Genomic DNA, 18326 nt, shown 5'->3' with positions numbered 1-18326 from the left:
ATGTTAATATGTCAAGGTTTGAAAAAGAATATTTCACTATGAGTGAAAATGATGCTATAGAATATTCAAAGGTTGTACTAAAGTTTTTCAGCGAAAATGCAGTGTTAACTTGTAAAGAGATTGGTGATGGAAACCTTAACTATGTATTTAGAATAATAGAAGAAGCTACTGGAAAGTCTGTTATTGTAAAACAAGCAGGACCAGTTGCGAGAATTTCTGATGAGTTTAAGCTTTCTCCTGATAGAAACAGAATTGAAGCAGAAATATTAAAGCTTCAGTATGAGTTGGCTCCAGGACTTGCACCAAAGGTTTACAACTATGATCCTATTATGAACTGCTGTGCTATGGAAGATTTATCTGACCACGTAATTTTAAGAACAGCATTGCTTAAACATCAAAAGTTCCCAAAGTTTGCTGATCATATAACAACTTTTATGGTTAATACATTGCTTTTAACTACAGATATAGTTATGGGACACAAAGAAAAGAAAGGCCTTGTAAAGAGTTTTATAAATCCAGAACTCTGTGAAATAAGTGAAGACTTAGTTTATACAGAGCCATTCTTTGACTGTCCAAGAAATGATATATTTGAACCAACAAAGGCTTTTGCTAAAGAACTATTATGGGAGGACAAGAAATTCCTTCTTGAAACTGCAAAATTAAAATTTGAGTTTATGGCTAATGCGCAATCATTAATTCATGGAGATTTGCATAGTGGTTCAATATTTGTTAAAGAAGATTCTACAAAGGTTATCGATCCGGAATTTGCTTTCTATGGTCCGGCTGGATATGATATAGGAAATGTAATAGCTCATTTTATATTTGCTTTAGTAAATGCTGAAGCTACTATGGAAGAGGGAACAGAAAAGGATGCCTATATAGCTTGGATAAAAGAAACTGTAGCAAATATTGTAGATATGTTTAAAGAAAAATTCAATAAGGTTTACGACGAGAAAGCTACTGAAAGAGTTGCTAAATACGAAGGCTTTAAGGAATACTACTTAAGTTCTATACTAAGAGATACTGCTGCTGTAGCAGGCCTTGAGCTTTGCAGAAGAACTCTTGGACTAGCTCATGTAAAAGATGTTACTTCTATTGCTGATGCAGAAAAAAGAGCAGCTTCTGAAAAGTTCTGCTTAACTGTAGGAAAGAATTTAGTGATGAACAGAGAAAGTATGCTTGATGGAAAGAGTTATTTACAGCTAATTGAGAGATAAACAACAGGAGGTGCTCGATATGAGTGAAAATACAGTAATACAATCAGTGCTATTGGATGATGAAAATAGTACTCTAGTTATATTAGATCAAACACTACTTCCGAATGAAAAGTTATTCTTAAGATTGACTAGCCAAAACCAAATTTGGGAGGCTATATATTCTCTTAGAGTTAGGGGAGCACCAGCAATAGGTATTGCAGCAGGTTTTGGTGCTTACCTTGGTACAAAAGAGTCTAAGGCTGAAACTTATGAGGCGTTATATGAAGATTTCAAAAAGGTTAAAGAATACCTTGCTTCTTCAAGACCAACTGCAGTGAATCTTTTCTGGGCGCTAGACAGAATGGAGACTCGTTTTAAGAAAGAAGAAGGAAAGACAGTTGAAGAAGTAAAAAAAGCTCTTAAAGAAGAAGCTGAAAATATAAGAAAAGAAGATGAAACAATTTGTAAAACTATAGGAGAAAATTCCCTTTCATTATTAAAGGATGGTATGGGGATACTAACTCACTGTAATGCGGGTACTATTGCAACAGCTAAGTATGGTACTGCACTTGCTCCAATTTACCTTGGTAAAGAGAGAGGTATAAATTTTAAGGTTTATGCCGATGAAACAAGACCACTACTACAGGGAGCAAGACTTACAGCTTGGGAGCTTAATGAAGCAGGTGTAGATGTTACGCTAATTTGTGACAATATGGCTTCTATAGTTATGAAGGAAGGGAAAATAAACGCAGTTCTAGTGGGCTGTGACAGAGTTGCGCTAAACGGAGACACAGCTAACAAGATAGGTACCTCAGGAGTTGCTATACTTGCTAAGCACTATGGAATACCATTTTATGTACATGCACCACTTTCAACTATAGATTTAAAATGCTCAACAGGAAATGATATTCACATAGAATTAAGGCCAGATGAAGAAATAACAACAAAGTGGTATGAAAAGCCAATGGCTCCAGAAGGAGTTAAGACTTACAATCCATGCTTTGATGTAACTGATAACAGCCTAATAACTGCTATCATTACTGAGAAGGGAATAGCTTATCCGCCATATAATGAAAGTCTTCCAAAATTATTTAAATAAACAGTAATAAAAAGTCCTCAGCTTTTTTAAATACAGCTGAGGACTTTCTTAATATATCATTTTCATTATTAAAATGTTTAATTAAATGCTATTCGCACTCGATTAAATTAATATCATAACTTTGTAAAAATAATTTCCATTCATCACTCAACGACTTATCTACAATTAAGGTGTTAATTGTCTTGTAGTCACAGATTTTTGTAAAAGCAGTCCTATCAAATTTAGTATAATCAGCAACCAAAAAAGCTCTATTAGAGTGCTCGATAGCTATTTTTCTTATTTCTGCCTGCATTTCATTAGAGTCTGTAATTCCGTGCTGCATGCTTAGTGCTCTGCAGGAAATAAAAGCAGCATCAAAGAAATAGTTGTTCATATTGGATTCAGCATTTCGGCCTAAGACAGACATAGAAGCTTGCTCTATTCGTCCACCTATAATAATAAGCTTGATATTTGGATTGCTAGCTAGATGCTCTACTATTTTAATTGAGTTAGTAGTCACAGTTAAACGTTTATTCTTCAAGCTTTCGGCTATATAAAGTGAAGTCGAAGAGGCATCTAGAAATATAGAGTCGCCATTGTTGATATAATTTAAGCATTCAGCTGCAATCTTTTGTTTTCCTTCTATATGGATATGTTCTCTTAAAGTAATATCGACATCGTTTTCAACGCCGTCGGGTATATAAGCTCCCCCGTATGTTCTTGTTAAAAAACCCTCTTCTTCTAAACTTTGAAGATCTTTTCTTATAGTCTCCTCAGTAACCTTAAAGGATTTTGCTAACTCTGAAACTGTAACACTTTTTTTTTCTTTTATTATTTCTTTGATTTTATTTTTTCTAGCGATTGGAAGCATGGATCTTCTCCTCTTTTCGTATTTATTAAGATAATTATAACATTTACTGTTAAACACATCAAATATTATGGCAATATTTTTGATTATTTTTGGTTAAAACAAAGAAAACAAAAATAAAACCAAAAAAATATTGATTAATTTAACTAGAAGTAGTAAAATTAAACTATAGAAAAACTAATCGATAGGAATAATATTGAGTTTGTCCTAACGTTATGTATAAATGTCTTGGTTTGTTACAAAAGAAAACGATTCAAATAGATGTTTTGTGTAGTCATTTTGACTTGTAACGAATTTGAGAGGGGAGGAAAATAATGCAGAAAAAGTATTACTCAGACTTTGAAGCAAAAAATGTAATATGTGAAATAGGTAAGAGAATGTACAACAGAAACTTTGTTGCTGCAAACGATGGAAACATATCTGTAAAGGTCGGACCAAATACAATTTGGTGCACTCCAACAGGAGTAAGCAAAGGATTTATGACTCCAGATATGCTTGTTAAAATGGATTTGAAGGGAAATGTGCTTTCAGGAAAATGCAAGCCTTCTTCAGAGGTTAAAATGCACCTTAGGGTATATAATGAAAACCCAGAGGTAAATGCAGTGTGCCATGCTCACCCACCTGTAGCAACTTCTTTCGCTATAGCAGGAATACAGCTTGATAAGGCAGTGCTTCCAGAAGCAGTAGTTCTTCTTGGGAATGTGCCTGTAGCACCATATGCTACACCAGGAACTCAAGAAGTGCCAGATTCCATTGCTCCTTATTGTAAGGATTATAATGCTGTACTTCTTGCAAACCACGGAGCTTTAACCTGGGGAAGTGACCCGATTGAAGCTTACCATAGAATGGAATCATTAGAGCACTATGCACTTATACTTATGTATACAGGCAAGATAATAAATAAGTCAAATGAACTAAGCTGCAATCAAGTAGATGAGCTTTTGAAAATAAGAGAAAAGATGGGAATAAAAAGTGGAGGAGTACCTCCATGTAAGATAGAAGAACCAAAGACTAGTAAAGTAGATAAAGAAATAGATAAGGATGAAGCTATTAAAGTTATAGTAGCTAAGGTAACAGAACAAGTATTGAGAGGATTAAAAGGCTAGAGTAGGAGGTGGCACTGTTGAGTGTAAATATAACAGAAAAAGACTTGCAAAGCATAATAGAACAAGTAGTGAAAAACATATCCGGTATCCAAGGAGTAAGTGAAGCAAAGCAGCAGGTTGAGGCTTTAAAGGAAATAAAAATTGCTCCAAGTAATATTGTTAACCCTGAATCAACTTCAAATTACAGCAAGCTTCCTCCCGTAAGCGGAGTCTTTGAAAATATGGCTGAGGCTATAGAAGCAGCTGATAAAGCGCAGAAGAACTTTATTAAAAAGTGTAATTTAGATGATAGGGAAAGAATTATAAATGCTATTAGAAAGATGATATTAAGCAATAAAGAAACCTTAGCTAAAATGGTTTATGACGAAACAAAGCTTGGTAAATATAGAGATAAATTAGCTAAATTAGAATTAGTTGCAGCTAAAACCCCTGGCGTAGAAGACTTAAAAACAGAAGCTTTTTCAGGAGACAGCGGTTTGACAATAGTAGAGAATGGAGCATTCGGAGTAATAGGAGCAGTTACACCTGTTACAAATCCAATTGAAACTATTTTAAACAACTCTATAGGAATGATAGCAGGTGGAAATACAGTTGTTTTCAATGTACATCCTTCTTCTAAAAATTCCTGTGCATATGTAGTAGAACTTTTAAATAAAACCATAGTAGAAGCTGGCGGACCTGCAAACCTAGTTAATATGGTTAGAATTCCAAACATGGATACTTTAAAGGAACTTACAACAAATCCAAAGATAAGGCTATTGGTTGGAACAGGTGGACCTGGGCTTGTAAAAACACTTTTGCAGTCAGGTAAGAAGGCTATTGGAGCTGGAGCAGGAAATCCACCGGTTATAGTTGATGAGACTGCAGATTTAGAACATGCTGCTAAGGAGATTATAAAGGGAGCTTCCTTCGATAACAATATCTTATGTATCGCAGAAAAAGAAGTTTTCGTAGTAGACAAAGCAGCTGATGAACTCATATTCCACATGCTAAATAATGGAGCATATATGCTTTCCAAGAGAGAAGTAGAATTTGTAATGCAGTTTGCTCTAGAAGAGAACGTTAATAAAGTAGCTAGAGGTTGTTCTTTAGATAACAAGAGAGAATATCATGTAGCGAAGGATTGGGTAGGCAAGGATGCTTCACTTTTCCTTGAAAAGCTGGGTGTTAGAACAGACAAGGAAGTTAATTTATTAATTTTTGAAGCAGAATTTGATCATCCTTATGTTCAATTAGAGCAGATGATGCCAGTTATGCCAATAGTAAGAGTTAGAAACGTAGATGAAGCTATTGACTTAGCTGTAGAAGCTGAACATGGTAATAGGCATACTGCTATGATGCACTCAAAAAATGTGGACAACCTAACAAAGTTTGCTAGAGCCATAGGAACTACAATTTTTGTAAAGAATGCGTCCTCTTTAGCAGGAGTTGGATTTGAAGGAGAAGGATATACAACGATGTCTATTGCAGGACCAACAGGAGAAGGCTTAACTTCAGCTAAAAACTTCACAAGGAAACGCAGATGTGTTCTTGCTGAAGGTGGATTTAGAATAGTATAGCGATAGGTGAAAAACATGGATTTTAAGGCATTAGGTTTATTAGAGGTACAAGGCTACAGTGTAGCATTAGCAGCTATGGATAAAGCTTGTAAGGCAGCCAACATAAAAATACTAGCAATGGATTGCAATAATCCAAAAGCAGGAGATAATGCTTTTATACCTGTAGTAGTTCAAGTTAAATTTGTTGGAGATATAAGTGATGTAAAGACAGCATTAGAGGTTGCAAAGGAAGCAGCATTAAGATATATACCAGAGGAAGAGATAGTAATACATTGCATAACTTCTTATTCTGAGGAACTTGAAAAGCTTCTTCACACTGGCAAAGTTAAGTGTAAGCAGGCTTAGTTGATAGGAGTGAAGAAAATGAGTAAAGCTATTGGAATTATTGAAACAAGAGGGTATGCTGCAGCTCTTAGAGCAGCAGATATGATGCTGAAGATGGCTTATGTAGATATAGTCAAGCAGGAACAAATAGGTTCTGGTTTGGTTACTACAATAATTGAAGGTGATATAGCTTCAGTTAAAGAAGCGTTAGATTATGGTGCTGAAGCTGCTCAAAGCACAGGAGAACTTGTAGCGGTTCACTCTATAGCAAAGCCACTTATTGACTTGAAAGGGGATAGGATAAATGAAGCAATATGAAGCAGTTGGAATAGTTGATGTTAAGTATTACACCCTTGCCCTTCAGGTGTTGGATGCTATGTGTAAGGCTTCAGAGGTAGAGTTTTTAGGCAGTGAAAAGGCATTGGGTGGAAGACTTGTTACCATAATTGTAGGTGGATCTATAAGCAATGTTCAAGCAGCAGTTGAGGCTGCAAGAGAAGTATGTGAAGGCAGGGAAGATTTCCTTAAAAATGCAGTTGTAATTACAAGGCCGCACGAAGAAATTATGAAGTTTATAGTTAAAAATGAAGTGTCTAAAACAAAGGAGTTACCAAAAAAGAAAAAGAATAAAAAACTTGAAGAAAGTAATGAAGAATTTAAGCAAGAAAATGAAGAATAAAGGAGGAATTATTAAATGAATTCACTAGGAGTAATTGAAACAAGAGGATTAACAGCAGCAATAGAGGCAGCAGATGCAATGCTTAAAGCAGCAAATGTAGAGGTTGTAGGAACTGAGAAAATAGGTTCAGGACTTGTAACTGTAATAGTTAAGGGTGATGTAGGCGCAGTTAAGGCTGCAGTTGAAGTTGGAGTAGAAGCAGCTCAGAGAGTCGGAGAATTAGTAGCTTCACATGTAATAGCAAGACCTCATAGTGATATAGATAAGATACTTCCTATAGTGAAATAATAGGGTGATGGTTAATGATAAATAACTCTCAAAATGAAATGGTTAAGCTTATAACAGAAATCGTAGTAAAAGAAGCTTCAGCTTTAGGAATAGAGATTAAAAAGGACAAAAGCTTAGTACCAGTAAGTATCTCAGCGAGACACCTACATCTTAAAAAGGAACATCTTGAAACTCTATTTGGTTCAGGTCATGAACTTATAAAGGTAAAAGATATATCTCAGCCAGGTCAGTATGCAGCAGAAGAAAAAGTTACGCTTCAAGGACCTAGAGGTAAGATAGATAACGTAAGAGTCTTAGGACCTATAAGAAAAGAAACTCAAATTGAAATAAGTGCAACAGATTCAAGGGTATTGGGAGTAAAACCTGTAGTAAGAGACAGTGGTAATATTGATAATACACCAGGCATAGTTCTAATTGGCCCTAAAGGAAGCTTAGCAATCGACAAAGGCTGCATAGTAGCTGAACGGCATATACACATGACTCCAGCAGATGCAGCTGAATATAACGTTTCAGATGGTGAAGTTGTAAGTGTTAAGGTACACACGCCAAGAGGCGGAGTATTTGATAAGGTTCTTATAAGAGTAAGAGAGGATTATGCACTTGATATGCATATTGATGTAGATGAAGCAAATGCATTTTTAATAAGCAACGGTGATCTAGTAGAAATAGTTAAAAATAAATAATAAAAAAGCTATAGAAAACCCCCAGGGGTTTTCTATAAATTTAATTAAGGAAAAATTCAGGGCGCTTTTTGATTTAAGGTGTTGATTTCCTAAAGGGAGGTAAGATAGTGGTAGTAGGAAAGGTAGTCAGTACAGTAGTATCCTCAAGAAAGTATGATAGCCTTCAGGGGTTAAAGCTTCTTGTTATAGAACCTTTTTATGGTAGTAACAAGGACTACTTTATAGCTGCTGATGTTATAGGGGCGGGCATAGGTGAACTTGTTTTAATAACTAAGGGAGAAATGACAAAATATGCTCTAAGCAAGGAAGCGCCAGTAGATGCTATTGTAGTTGGAATTTTAGATAAAGAGCCTAGCTTCTAGGAAAGGAAGATAGTTATGAGCAAAGTGTTAAAGGTTTTAGCTGTTGGAGATCCAGCTGTATATGCTTATACGGACGAAAGATATAATATATTATCTAACTTTAAAGGAAACTTTAAAGTTGATTTTGATATAGTTCCTTTTACTGAATACTATGGTACAATGATTGAAGCTTTTGAAGGAAAAAGGGAATATGACATTGTAATGGTAGCAGGACATCTTTGGATGAAAGATTTTATAAACAAAGGGTATCTTGCAGCTGTAGAGAAAGATGAAACTTCAGAATATGGTTACGAGGATATCCTGCCTGTAATAAGAAAAGAAATAGAACTTGAAGGAGCTCAGTATCTTTACCCATCCTTCTGTGATGGACACGTAGTGCTTTATAGAAAGTCTATAGTGGAAAAAGTGATGGGAAAGCTTCCTCAAAAAGTTATGACTACAGATGAACTTATAGATATGGCAGCTTCCTGCAATGGTTATAACACAATGCAGGGTATAGTGCTTAAGGCGCATCCAAGCGAAATATTTTTAGATTTTATACCTTATTTAAGAAATGAAGGAATAGAAGTAATTAATGAAACCACACTAACCCCGGAGTTTAATAATGAAAAGGGTGAAAAGGCTCTTAAAAAGTATTTAAGTTTAAAGGCTTTTGCACCTGATAATACAGGAAGCTTTGGGAATGATGAAGTCAAAAGGGCTTTTCAAAATAAGCAAAGCGTTTTTGCTGTAACCTGGGGAGGTCAGCTAGGAGTTGTTCTTGGAGATGGCTGTGAAGATATAGAAGACATTGGTTTTGCGGCGTTAAAAACCTCCTGGAATGTAACCTGGAGCTTTGCTATAAATAATTTATCAAATAAGAAAGAAGAAGCTAACGAGTTTTTAAAATATATTACTTCTAAAGAAGTAGATAGAATAGTTGGAGGCTATGCGGGATCCCCTGTAAGAAAGTCCAGCTATTTAATGGACAGAAACAAATACAATTGGTATGATATGCATCTTGAGCTTATTGAGCACTATGCACGTCCATTACCACAGCTATTAAAAGCTGGAGATAAATTTGGAATGCTTTATGAAGCTATTTCTAAGACTTTTAACAATGAAATTACTATAAAAGAATGCTTGAGACAAGCAGAAGAAAAAATAAATAGTATAGATTAATTATTTATATATTTATATATTTATATATTTATATATTCCTGCCCGGTTAAGTTAAATTTATATTTTGATATTTGGCAGCAGCAACAAGATAGTACAAGGCGGTGAAGTTATGAAGGTTATAATTATTGGAGGGGTGGCAGCAGGCATGTCTGCAGCTTCGAAGATAAAAAGAGTAAATAAGGATACAGAAATAGTAGTTTATGAAAAAGGCTCATTCCTTTCCTATGGAGCTTGTGGTCTTCCATACTATGTGGCTGGTATCAATGACGATTACACTAAGATGATAGCTAGAACTAGAGAAGAGTTTGAAAAGACAGGTATGAAAATTCATCTTAGACATGAAATTGTTAAAGTAGTACCAGAAAAAAAGCAGGTAATGGTAAAAGATTTAGAACAGGGAAAACTTTTTATAGATTCCTATGATAAGCTTATGATATCTACAGGTACAGTTCCTGTAGTACCACCATTAAAAGGCAAGGATTTAAAGGGAGTTTATGTTTTAAAAACCTTAGAAGATGGTTTAATACTTAAAAAGGCAGTAGAAGAATCCCACGTAAAGAACATTGTGGTAGTTGGTGGAGGCTATATAGGTGTAGAAGTCGCTGAAACTCTATGTCACACAGGAAAAAGTGTGAGAATAGTGGAGCTTGCACCAAGAGTTCTTGGACCATTTGACACTGAACTTACAGATATGGTTCAAAAGAGAATGGCTGAGGAAGGCATTAGCTTAAATTTAAGTGAGAAGGTAGAAGAAATACTAGGAAATGAAGCCGTTTCATCAGTGAGAACTGATAAAGGAACTTATGAAGCAGATCTTGTAGTTCTAGCTATAGGGGTAAGACCAGCTACAGCTTTTCTAAATGGCTCAGGAATAGCTTTAGCTAGAAATGGTGCAGTTATAATAGATAGGGAAATGAGAACTAATATACAGGATATATATTCTGCAGGGGACTGTGCAGAGGTTTATCATAAGGTTAAAGAAGAGAACTCCTTTATACCTCTTGGTACAACGGCTAATAAATGTGGAAGAATAGCTGGAGAAAACATAATGGGCAAGCACAATAAATATGTTGGAACCCTAGGAAGTGCTGCTATTAAGGTTTTAGACTATGAACTAGGAAGAACAGGATTATCAGAAAATGAAGCTAAAGCTTTAAGCTTAGATTATAAAACAGTATTTGTAAAGGCAAATGATCATCCTGCCTACTATCCAGATCCAACTCCAATATGGATTAAGCTTATTTACGAAGAAAGAACGCATAGAATTCTTGGGGCACAGGCTATTGGAAAAAAAGGTGCTGTTTTGAGAATAGATATGTTTGCAATTGCTATTCATAATAACATGACAACAGAAGACTTAGGAATGGTTGATTTAAGCTATGCACCTCCTTTTGCAGGTGTATGGGATGCGGTTCATATAGCTTGCAATGCAGCGAAATAATGGTGGTGAAGATAAGTGATAGATAAAGTGATAACATTAGAAGAAGCAGGCAGCATAGTAAAAGACGGAGATATGGTAGCTTTTGGAGGAAACGTACTTCATAGAGCACCAATGGCTTATACACGTGAACTAATAAGACAAGGTAAAAAAGAGCTAAAGGTAGTTAAAACTGCAGGAGCTCACGAGGTAGATATACTTTGTGCTGCAGGCTGCGTGCAAAGTGTAGATGCTGGATTTATAAGCTATGAGACAGAGTATGGTTTGGCTAACCACTATAGAAAGGCTGTTCAGTCTGGAGTAGTTAAGGCTAATGAACATGCTTGTTATACGGTTATAAGCGCATTAAGAGCAGCGGCTTATGGAGTTCCATTTATGGCTGTAAAGGGACTTATGTATGGTGACCTTTTAGCATACAATGATTATTTTAAAGTAGTTGAAGACCCATTTAGCGGAGAGCCTATAACGCTTGTAAAAGCTCTTAATCCGGATGTGGGAGTAATACATGTTCAAGAATGTGATGCTAAAGGAAACTGTAGAATTTATGGTCCTAAGTTTGATGATGTTTTAATAAGCAGGGCTTCTAAGAAGCTTATTGTTACAACGGAGCAAATAGTTCCAGAGAGCAAGATGGCTATGAATGCAGAGTTTGTTGACATACCACATTTCCTAGTATCAGCAGTAGTACATGTGCAAAATGGAGCTGCACCGTGCTCATGCCCTAAAAAATATGATATTGATAAGTCGGTTTTAAATAAATTTATAGCTATGAAAGATGAAAAAGGCTTAGAGGAATATTTAAAAGTTTACGAAGCTAAAGATAGAAAAACTATAGGAAGGAGGTACTAAAATGAACACAGCACATAAGAACAACCTTAGAGTAAGCGATATAATGACTTGTGCTTTGGCGAGACTGTTAAAGGATGGAGAAAAGGTGTTTCATGGAGTATCTTCACATATGCCTATGGTTGCTATGAGTTTAGCCAAGAACCTTCATGCTCCAAATCTAGTACATCTAAATATTCCTGGCGGGGTAAATCCCAAAGTTATTAAAGACGCACACTACTCTTCAGCAGGTTTTGATTTATGGAGTACTGGCGAGGCGATTTTTCCTCTAGCTGAAATCTTTGACTTATCCATGAGAGGTCAGTTAGATGTAGCTTTTCTAAGCGGAATCCAATTTGATGTAAATGGAAATGTAAATGCCTCTGTAGTAGGAAATTATAATAAGCCCAAGGTAAGACTCCCAGGCGGTGCTGGAAGTGCAGTACTTATTCCAACAGCTAAAAAAGCTGTAATTTGGAGAACAAAGCACGATAAGAGAACTTTTGTGGAAAAGGTTGATTTTGTAACTACAAGAGGAAATCTTTATAAGATAGTTACCCCATTATGTATATTTGAATTCAAAGATGGACAGCTATGGTTAGATAGCATTCATCCAACTTCTTCTCTAGAGGAAGTAATAGAAAATACAGGGTTTAAGGTAAACTACAGTGAGATAAAGTTTACTGAGCCTCCAACTGAAGAAGAGTTGAAAGTATTAAAGCGAATAGACCCTCATGATTATAGAAGTAAGGAATTTTAAAGTGATTTATAAATTCTATTTGTAGTATATAAGCTAATTAGGTATATATTCTTTTGCGTTACAAACAATAAGCTTATACTCACCTCCAAAAAATAATAAAGCTCGAGTAGAAGAAATAGTGTTTAAAGTAAACACAATTCTCTTTTCTCTCGAGCTTTTTATTTTAGTATCTATTTAAGTTTTCATGGTGTTTTAGAAGCTAATATATTAAAATAATAATTACTAATGCAGCGTAAAAAGGGGAAAGAAAATAAAAATTAGATGTTAATAAGTATTATAGGGGGACTAATATGAATTTAACTAAAAGGGCTTTTAATAAACTAGATATTTATTCAGGCCTTCCAAAATCTATCTATATTTTGTCAATGGTTCGTGTAGTAAATGCCATGGGCAATTTTGTTTATCCGTTTTTAACTTTATTTTTAACTGAACATATAGGGTTTAGTAAAAAGGCAGCTGGAGATTATTTTATGATAAGTGCTTTTGCGCAAGCTGCTGGTTCTTTGATTGGAGGTAAGCTTACAGATAATTTTGGGCGTAAAAAATTATTTATGATTTTTCAAGGCTTTGCAGCTTTGTGTTTTGCACCTTGTGCGTTTTTAGGAGATTCTATATGGGTGCCAAGACTTTTGATTACAGCAGGATTCTTCATGAGCGCTGCGCAACCAGCCAATTCTGCTATGGTAACAGATTTAACTAATAAACATAATAGAAAGCAGGCATTTTCTCTATTATATCTTGGAATAAACTTAGGTTTTTCTATAGGTCCTATGATAGCAGGATTTTTGTATAGAAACCATACGAGCTTAATATTTTTAGGAAATACTGTTTCTATAGTTATAACTTTGATAGTGTTATTTCTATTTATTGAAGATACTGCTCCGACCAGAGAAGAAATTGAAGAGAGTAAATCTATAGAAGATGATGAGTCTGCTGAGGATTCAAATGTTCTTATAGCTTTAATAAAAAGACCGTCTTTATCCTTATTTCTGGTTGGCAAAACAATAAATGCTTTTGTATATTCGACTATAGGTTTTGTAATTCCTATTCAAATGACACAAGCTTTTGGCAGTGACTTAGGTTCAAAATACTTCGGGTTTGTAATGGCTACAAATGGCATAACCATCATTATTTGTACAACCTTTATAATTAAAGCAACTATGAATATAAAACCGGTAATAAATGTAGCGCTTGCTTCATTATTTTATGCAGTAGGTTTTGGAATGCTTGGTTTCGTAAATAGCTTTTTCTTGTATATAGTGGCAGCGGTAATTTATACCTTAGGTGAGATACTTGAGGCAACAAATGCAGGAGTTTATATAGCAAACCATTCACCTATAAATCATAGAGGAAGATTCAATGCAGTTATACCACTAATTACAGGAGTAGGATTTTCTTTTGGACCATCGATTTTTGGAAGGTTTATAGATGCTTATGGTACAAGAAAGCTTTGGATTATGTGTTTTATTTTGGCTTCTATTTCAAGTGCGTTTATGAGATGGCTTAGAGGTTATGAAATGCAAAACAATAAAGAATAGCCATCTATTGATTATTATAAGAACAAATAAAAAATCCTCATGAAGAGGGTTTTTTATTTGTTCTAAATTTTATTTTTCTATATATAGAATTCCTATAGTATTTGGGCCGCAGTGACTTGAAATTACGCAGCCTGCCTGAGTTTCAATGATATCTTTAGCTTCAATATTTTTTGATAGCTCCTCTATTAAATACTCTGCGTCATTACTTATAGAATGAGTTACCATGATCCTTTCAGTATCTATCCTATCTTTTTCCTTTATAACATTGTTAAGCATTGTATTTAAAGATTTTTCTCTTTTACCCATAAGTTTTTGAGCAAGGATCATCTTTCCATCTACAACTTTAACTACAGGTCTAATTTTTAAAACCCCACCAACAAAATTTGCAAGGGCAGAGCAGCGGCCTCCTTTATACAAATAGTCTAAGGTATCTATAACAAAGGCTGTTTTAACTTTTGGAACTAATTCTTTAACCTTTTCAGCTATTTCAGCAGCATCTAATCCCTGATTTTTAAAATCTACTGCTTTCATTACTAAAAGACCGATGCCTGTTGAAAGGTTTAAAGAATCAACAATGTGTATCCTGCCTTCAGGAAATTCACTTGCTGCAAGTTTAGCATTTTGAAGATGTGAGGATAGTTCTGATGAAAGCCCTATGAAGACAATATCTTGTCCATCATCAATATAAGGTTTAAAAGCTTTATAAAAGTTTGCAGGAGAATTTGCGGCAGTTTTAGGAAGCATCCCTAGTTTTTCAATCTTTTTATAAAGCTCAGGCGTGGTAATAGTTACACCATCTATATAGCTTGTCTCGTTAAAGTTCACATATAAAGGAACAATAGATATATCATTATTTTCTATAATTTCTGGGGTAAGATCACTAGTGCTGTCTGTAAAAATTTTTACATTACTCACACTACTACCTCCTTTTTTAAAAGTATAAATAGTTTGTTATATAGTTACTTAATATAAAAATATATAAAAGCATGATAAAAATATATGCATGCAATGTTAATTATATAACATTATTACTGCCATTCATATAAGTTATATAGAAAACATTTTGTTAACAAAATACCCCAGGCGTGTTTGCCTGGGGTCAATACTACTTATTAAGTTTTTGCTTTATGGTTGTCCAATATCTTGAATCTTCAAGACCAAGACGCCAAATTGCAATGCCTTTTAAATTGCTGTTGTTAACTATGTTAAGCTTATATGCAATGCTCATATTATTCTCAAAATATACAGTATGGCTACCTTTGCTATCATTATAGGTGAAATACGGAACCTTTGCGACATCATTCCATAACACGCTGGCTCCATTTGCTGACGCTGTGCTGTAAGCAGATTGAATTGATAATGATTTTGTTGAAATAGTTTTTTCGTCTTTAACAGTCCAATCATAACCATAGGCTGCAAGTCCTAAAAGAAGTTTATTTTTTGGTATCTTACTTGATGCGTAGTTAACTACTTGTTGTACCCATTGTTCTGAAGCTATGGGGCCTGGGGTTCCTCCTGGGTAATGCTCATCGTATGTCATTAATACAACTTGATCGGAATATTCTCCAAGCGTAGCATAATCAAAGGCTTTAACCCAGGTTTCAGAATCTGACCTTTTGGGTTGAACTGCTATTGATACAATATAGCCTTTAGGTTTAAGGGTGGTATATAGCTCTTTCATAAAATTGCTAAGAGCATCTCTGTCGGCAGGCTTTAATATTTCAAAATCTATGTTTACTCCTTTATAATTATTTGCAGCTAAAGCGGCCTCGATGTTTTTAATTAAATTAGCTCTTACTGGAGCTATAGTTAGTACATCGTGTGCTAGTTCCGAGTTGAATTCATTTCTAACTACTGCTATAGTCTTGATTCCATTTTTATTTGCAAAAGAAATTTGGCTAGCAGGTGCAGTGCCAGTAAGAGTTCCCTCATGAGTTACTATATAAGTATGAGTTGCAACTTCGTCTATTAATGAACTATTAGCGGTCAAAGAGGATAATGAACTCTGGTTCCAATCTACAGAATAACCTAATATAAGCTTGTCCGAGGACGGCTTGCTTATAGGAGCAGGTTTGGGTTCAGTTGGTACTGGCTGCGGAGTTGGAGCTTTAGAAGAAGCTTCTGAAGATTTTGTTTCTGTTTTAGGGACCGATGTTGAGGCTGAGTTTTTTGAAGTTTTTATTGCTGTGCTATTACTACTTTTATTGATAGTAGCATTGGAATTATCACTAGTAACAATTTTAGTGTTAGGATTAGGAACAGATGCTGCAATAGGACTACTAGTTATATTGGAGGGTACTGAATTACTTTCATTATTTTGAGAATTTGACTTATCATTTGCTATGCTCACACTATCTGCTATTGAAGTCACTGTTTTAGTATCAACTATTTTACTATTAGAAGTGTTTTTAATATGATTAGTTGAGCTTAGAATAAGTAAGGTTGCTAAAGCTGCCACAGAAATAATTTTTTTGGAAAACTTCATAGAATCCTCCTGCATGATATGTTATATTTTTAGGTACAAGTATAAGTTCTAAGCCCATATTACAGTATGAAGCATATGCTAGTCCACAAGTAATATATGTTAACATATAATTAAAATAATAAGATATACCATTATTTTCAGGACTTGTAATAAATTAAAGGATGAAGCAGAAGCCTCATCCTTTAATTTATTACAGTATTTTATAGTTTCTCTCTTTTTATATAATGGGTGTGAAGCAGTTCATGAGCTTTTTCACCATAAGGTTCACCTAAAAATTCCTCATAAAGCTTTAATACAGCTTCATTTTCGTGGGATTTTCTCTTAATCTTGCCTCTGTCTTCATTATATATTCCAGCAGCACGTTTTTTTAGAATTTCAACGTCTCCATGGATATAAGGTTGACCACCGCCCCCTATACATCCACCAGGGCATGCCATTATTTCTATTGCGTGATAGTTGGCTTCTCCAGATTTTATTGCCTCTAGTAGCTTTCTTGCATTTCCAAGACCGTGAGCTACAGCTACATTAACATCCATGTCATTAATTTTTATTGAAGCCTCTTTGACACCGTCTAAACCTCTTAGCGCATGGAATTCTACATTCTCAAGAGATTCTTCAGTCAGCCACTCGTAAGCTGTACGAAGAGCAGCTTCCAAAACTCCGCCTGTTGCGCCAAATATTATAGAGGCTCCAGTTGATTCTCCTAATGGATGATCGAAATCACTATCCTCTAAGGAGTTAAAATCTATTCCAGCTTCTTTAAGCATTTTAGCAAGCTCTCTTGTAGTTATAACTATATCAACGTCTTGATTTCCTTCATTTGAAAGTTCAGGTCTTGCAGCTTCATACTTCTTTGCAAGGCAAGGCATAACTGAAACTACAACTATATTTTTAGGATCAATACCTAATTTTTGTGCTAAATATGTCTTTGTTATAGCTCCAAACATTTCGTGAGGAGACTTACAGGTTGATGGTATGTCTAAAAGTTCAGGGAACTGATGCTCAAAGAATTTAACCCAGCCTGGACAACAGCTTGTTAGTATTGGAAGCTTCCCGCCGTGCTTAAGTCTGTGAACAAACTCTGAAGCCTCTTCCATAATGGTTAAATCCGCTGCAAAGTCGGTATCGAATACCTTATCAAAGCCGAGGCTTCTCAAAGCAGAAGCCATTTTTCCTGTTACCACTGTTCCTGGCTCCAAACCAAATTCTTCTCCGAGAGCAACCCTAACAGCTGGAGCTGTTTGAACTACAACATACTTATCCTTGTTCTTTAAAGCTCTCCAAACCTTTGGAACGTTATTAACTTCTGTTAAGGCAGCGGTTGGGCATACAGCAACACACTGTCCGCAGAAGGTGCAGGCAGTATCAGTCATCGGAAGGTTGAAAGCAGGGGCAACAACTGTTTGAAAGCCTCTTTCAATTCCTGATAAAACATTTACCGTTTGAACCTTATTGCACATAGTTTCGCATCGTCTGCAAAGTATACACTTATCAAGATTTCTTACTATGGAGTAACTGGAATCGTCTATTTCATAAGTTGACATTTCCCCCTTATAAGGAATTTCACGAACCCCTAAATCGGCTGCTAGAGCTTGTAGTTCACAGTTTGTGTTTTTTTCACATATTAGGCAGTCTTTTGGGTGGTCAGATAAAAGAAGTTCAACAACAGTTCTTCTAGCGTGTATTGCACGAATGCTGTTAGTTCTAACTACCATTTTATCAAAAACTGGAGTAGCGCAAGCTGGAGCAAGATTTCTTCTTCCATCAACTTCGACCATGCAAACTCTGCAAGAAGCTGTCTGATTAACCATTTTAGTATCATGTAAATTCAGGTGACAAAGAGTAGGAATCTTTATATTTAAAAGCTTTGCTGCTTCTAGTATTGTGGTACCTTCTTCTACTAGCACCCGCCTATTATTTATTGTTACAGTAACTAAACTCAAAATCTTCACCTCTTTCGAAAATTATACCTATGG

General features: G+C 35.3%; 19 protein-coding genes. 15 read left to right on the top strand and 4 right to left on the bottom strand.

What is annotated here, in order from left to right; translation table 11 throughout:
* The first annotated feature begins 8 nt into the window (after nt 1–8).
* Nucleotides 9–1217, top strand: coding sequence for an S-methyl-5-thioribose kinase (gene mtnK, locus NBE98_RS12710; protein ID WP_250815353.1), 1209 nt, complete (start codon nt 9–11; stop codon nt 1215–1217).
* Nucleotides 1218–1236: 19 nt separating this feature from the next.
* Entirely contained in the window at nt 1237–2295 is a 1059-nt protein-coding gene (gene mtnA, locus NBE98_RS12705) for an S-methyl-5-thioribose-1-phosphate isomerase (RefSeq protein WP_250815352.1), read from the top strand.
* A gap of 88 nt (nt 2296–2383) precedes the next feature.
* Here mtnA and NBE98_RS12700 read toward each other — a convergent pair whose 3' ends face one another.
* The gene (locus tag NBE98_RS12700; RefSeq protein WP_250815351.1) at nt 2384–3145 is read right to left on the bottom strand and encodes a DeoR/GlpR family DNA-binding transcription regulator; all 762 of its coding nucleotides are present in this window, start codon (nt 3143–3145) and stop codon (nt 2384–2386) included.
* A gap of 311 nt (nt 3146–3456) precedes the next feature.
* Here NBE98_RS12700 and NBE98_RS12695 point away from each other — a divergent pair, with 311 nt between their 5' ends.
* The 13 genes from NBE98_RS12695 to NBE98_RS12635 all read left to right on the top strand — a co-directional run bounded on the left by NBE98_RS12695 (nt 3457) and on the right by NBE98_RS12635 (nt 13865).
* The gene (locus NBE98_RS12695; protein WP_250815350.1) at nt 3457–4248 is read left to right on the top strand and encodes a class II aldolase/adducin family protein; all 792 of its coding nucleotides are present in this window, start codon (nt 3457–3459) and stop codon (nt 4246–4248) included.
* A 17-nt stretch (nt 4249–4265) separates the two neighbouring features.
* A complete protein-coding gene (locus NBE98_RS12690; protein WP_250815349.1) occupies nt 4266–5807 on the top strand; it encodes an aldehyde dehydrogenase family protein in 1542 nt (513 codons plus the stop codon).
* Between the two features lie 15 nt (nt 5808–5822).
* Nucleotides 5823–6152: a BMC domain-containing protein gene (locus tag NBE98_RS12685; RefSeq protein ID WP_250815348.1), complete on the top strand. Its 330-nt coding sequence runs from the start codon at nt 5823–5825 to the stop codon at nt 6150–6152.
* An 18-nt stretch (nt 6153–6170) separates the two neighbouring features.
* Nucleotides 6171–6449 (top strand): BMC domain-containing protein, encoded by a 279-nt coding sequence (locus NBE98_RS12680; protein WP_250815347.1) that lies wholly within the window; start codon nt 6171–6173, stop codon nt 6447–6449.
* The gene (locus tag NBE98_RS12675; RefSeq protein WP_250815346.1) at nt 6436–6810 is read left to right on the top strand and encodes a BMC domain-containing protein; all 375 of its coding nucleotides are present in this window, start codon (nt 6436–6438) and stop codon (nt 6808–6810) included. Before NBE98_RS12680 ends, NBE98_RS12675 begins: the two co-directional genes overlap by 14 nt.
* A gap of 15 nt (nt 6811–6825) precedes the next feature.
* On the top strand, nt 6826–7098 hold the full coding sequence (locus NBE98_RS12670) for a BMC domain-containing protein (protein ID WP_250815345.1): 273 nt from the start codon (nt 6826–6828) through the stop codon (nt 7096–7098).
* 14 nt (nt 7099–7112) lie between these two features.
* Nucleotides 7113–7781: a phosphate propanoyltransferase gene (gene pduL / locus NBE98_RS12665; RefSeq protein WP_250815344.1), complete on the top strand. Its 669-nt coding sequence runs from the start codon at nt 7113–7115 to the stop codon at nt 7779–7781.
* Between the two features lie 107 nt (nt 7782–7888).
* Entirely contained in the window at nt 7889–8143 is a 255-nt protein-coding gene (locus NBE98_RS12660) for a EutN/CcmL family microcompartment protein (RefSeq protein ID WP_250815343.1), read from the top strand.
* A 15-nt stretch (nt 8144–8158) separates the two neighbouring features.
* Nucleotides 8159–9304, top strand: coding sequence for an ABC transporter substrate-binding protein (locus NBE98_RS12655; RefSeq protein ID WP_250815342.1), 1146 nt, complete (start codon nt 8159–8161; stop codon nt 9302–9304).
* Between the two features lie 109 nt (nt 9305–9413).
* Nucleotides 9414–10745, top strand: a complete 1332-nt coding sequence (locus tag NBE98_RS12650; protein WP_250815341.1) for a CoA-disulfide reductase — start codon at nt 9414–9416, stop codon at nt 10743–10745.
* Between the two features lie 15 nt (nt 10746–10760).
* Entirely contained in the window at nt 10761–11591 is an 831-nt protein-coding gene (locus tag NBE98_RS12645) for a CoA transferase subunit A (protein WP_250815340.1), read from the top strand.
* Between the two features lies 1 nt (nt 11592).
* Nucleotides 11593–12327 carry a CoA-transferase subunit beta gene (locus NBE98_RS12640; RefSeq protein ID WP_250815339.1) on the top strand — a complete coding sequence of 245 codons (735 nt, stop codon included), beginning with the start codon at nt 11593–11595 and terminating at the stop codon, nt 12325–12327.
* Nucleotides 12328–12617: 290 nt separating this feature from the next.
* A complete protein-coding gene (locus NBE98_RS12635) occupies nt 12618–13865 on the top strand; it encodes an MFS transporter (protein WP_250815338.1) in 1248 nt (415 codons plus the stop codon).
* 69 nt (nt 13866–13934) lie between these two features.
* On the opposite strand, the gene NBE98_RS12630 is transcribed toward NBE98_RS12635, so the two are convergent.
* The 3 genes from NBE98_RS12630 to NBE98_RS12620 all read right to left on the bottom strand — a co-directional run bounded on the left by NBE98_RS12630 (nt 13935) and on the right by NBE98_RS12620 (nt 18293).
* Nucleotides 13935–14780 carry a DegV family protein gene (locus tag NBE98_RS12630; RefSeq protein WP_250815337.1) on the bottom strand — a complete coding sequence of 282 codons (846 nt, stop codon included), beginning with the start codon at nt 14778–14780 and terminating at the stop codon, nt 13935–13937.
* A 190-nt stretch (nt 14781–14970) separates the two neighbouring features.
* Complete coding sequence (locus NBE98_RS12625; protein WP_250815336.1) at nt 14971–16350, bottom strand: glycosyl hydrolase family 18 protein; 1380 nt, start codon at nt 16348–16350, stop codon at nt 14971–14973.
* A 200-nt stretch (nt 16351–16550) separates the two neighbouring features.
* Nucleotides 16551–18293, bottom strand: a complete 1743-nt coding sequence (locus NBE98_RS12620) for an NADH-dependent [FeFe] hydrogenase, group A6 (RefSeq protein ID WP_250815335.1) — start codon at nt 18291–18293, stop codon at nt 16551–16553.
* Nucleotides 18294–18326 lie beyond the last annotated feature (33 nt).

The organism is Clostridium swellfunianum (assembly GCF_023656515.1).
Taxonomy (GTDB): domain Bacteria; phylum Bacillota; class Clostridia; order Clostridiales; family Clostridiaceae; genus Clostridium_AT; species Clostridium_AT swellfunianum.
The sequence above is the reverse complement of the archived record's forward strand: the minus strand, read 5'-3'. Positions and strand labels throughout refer to the sequence as shown.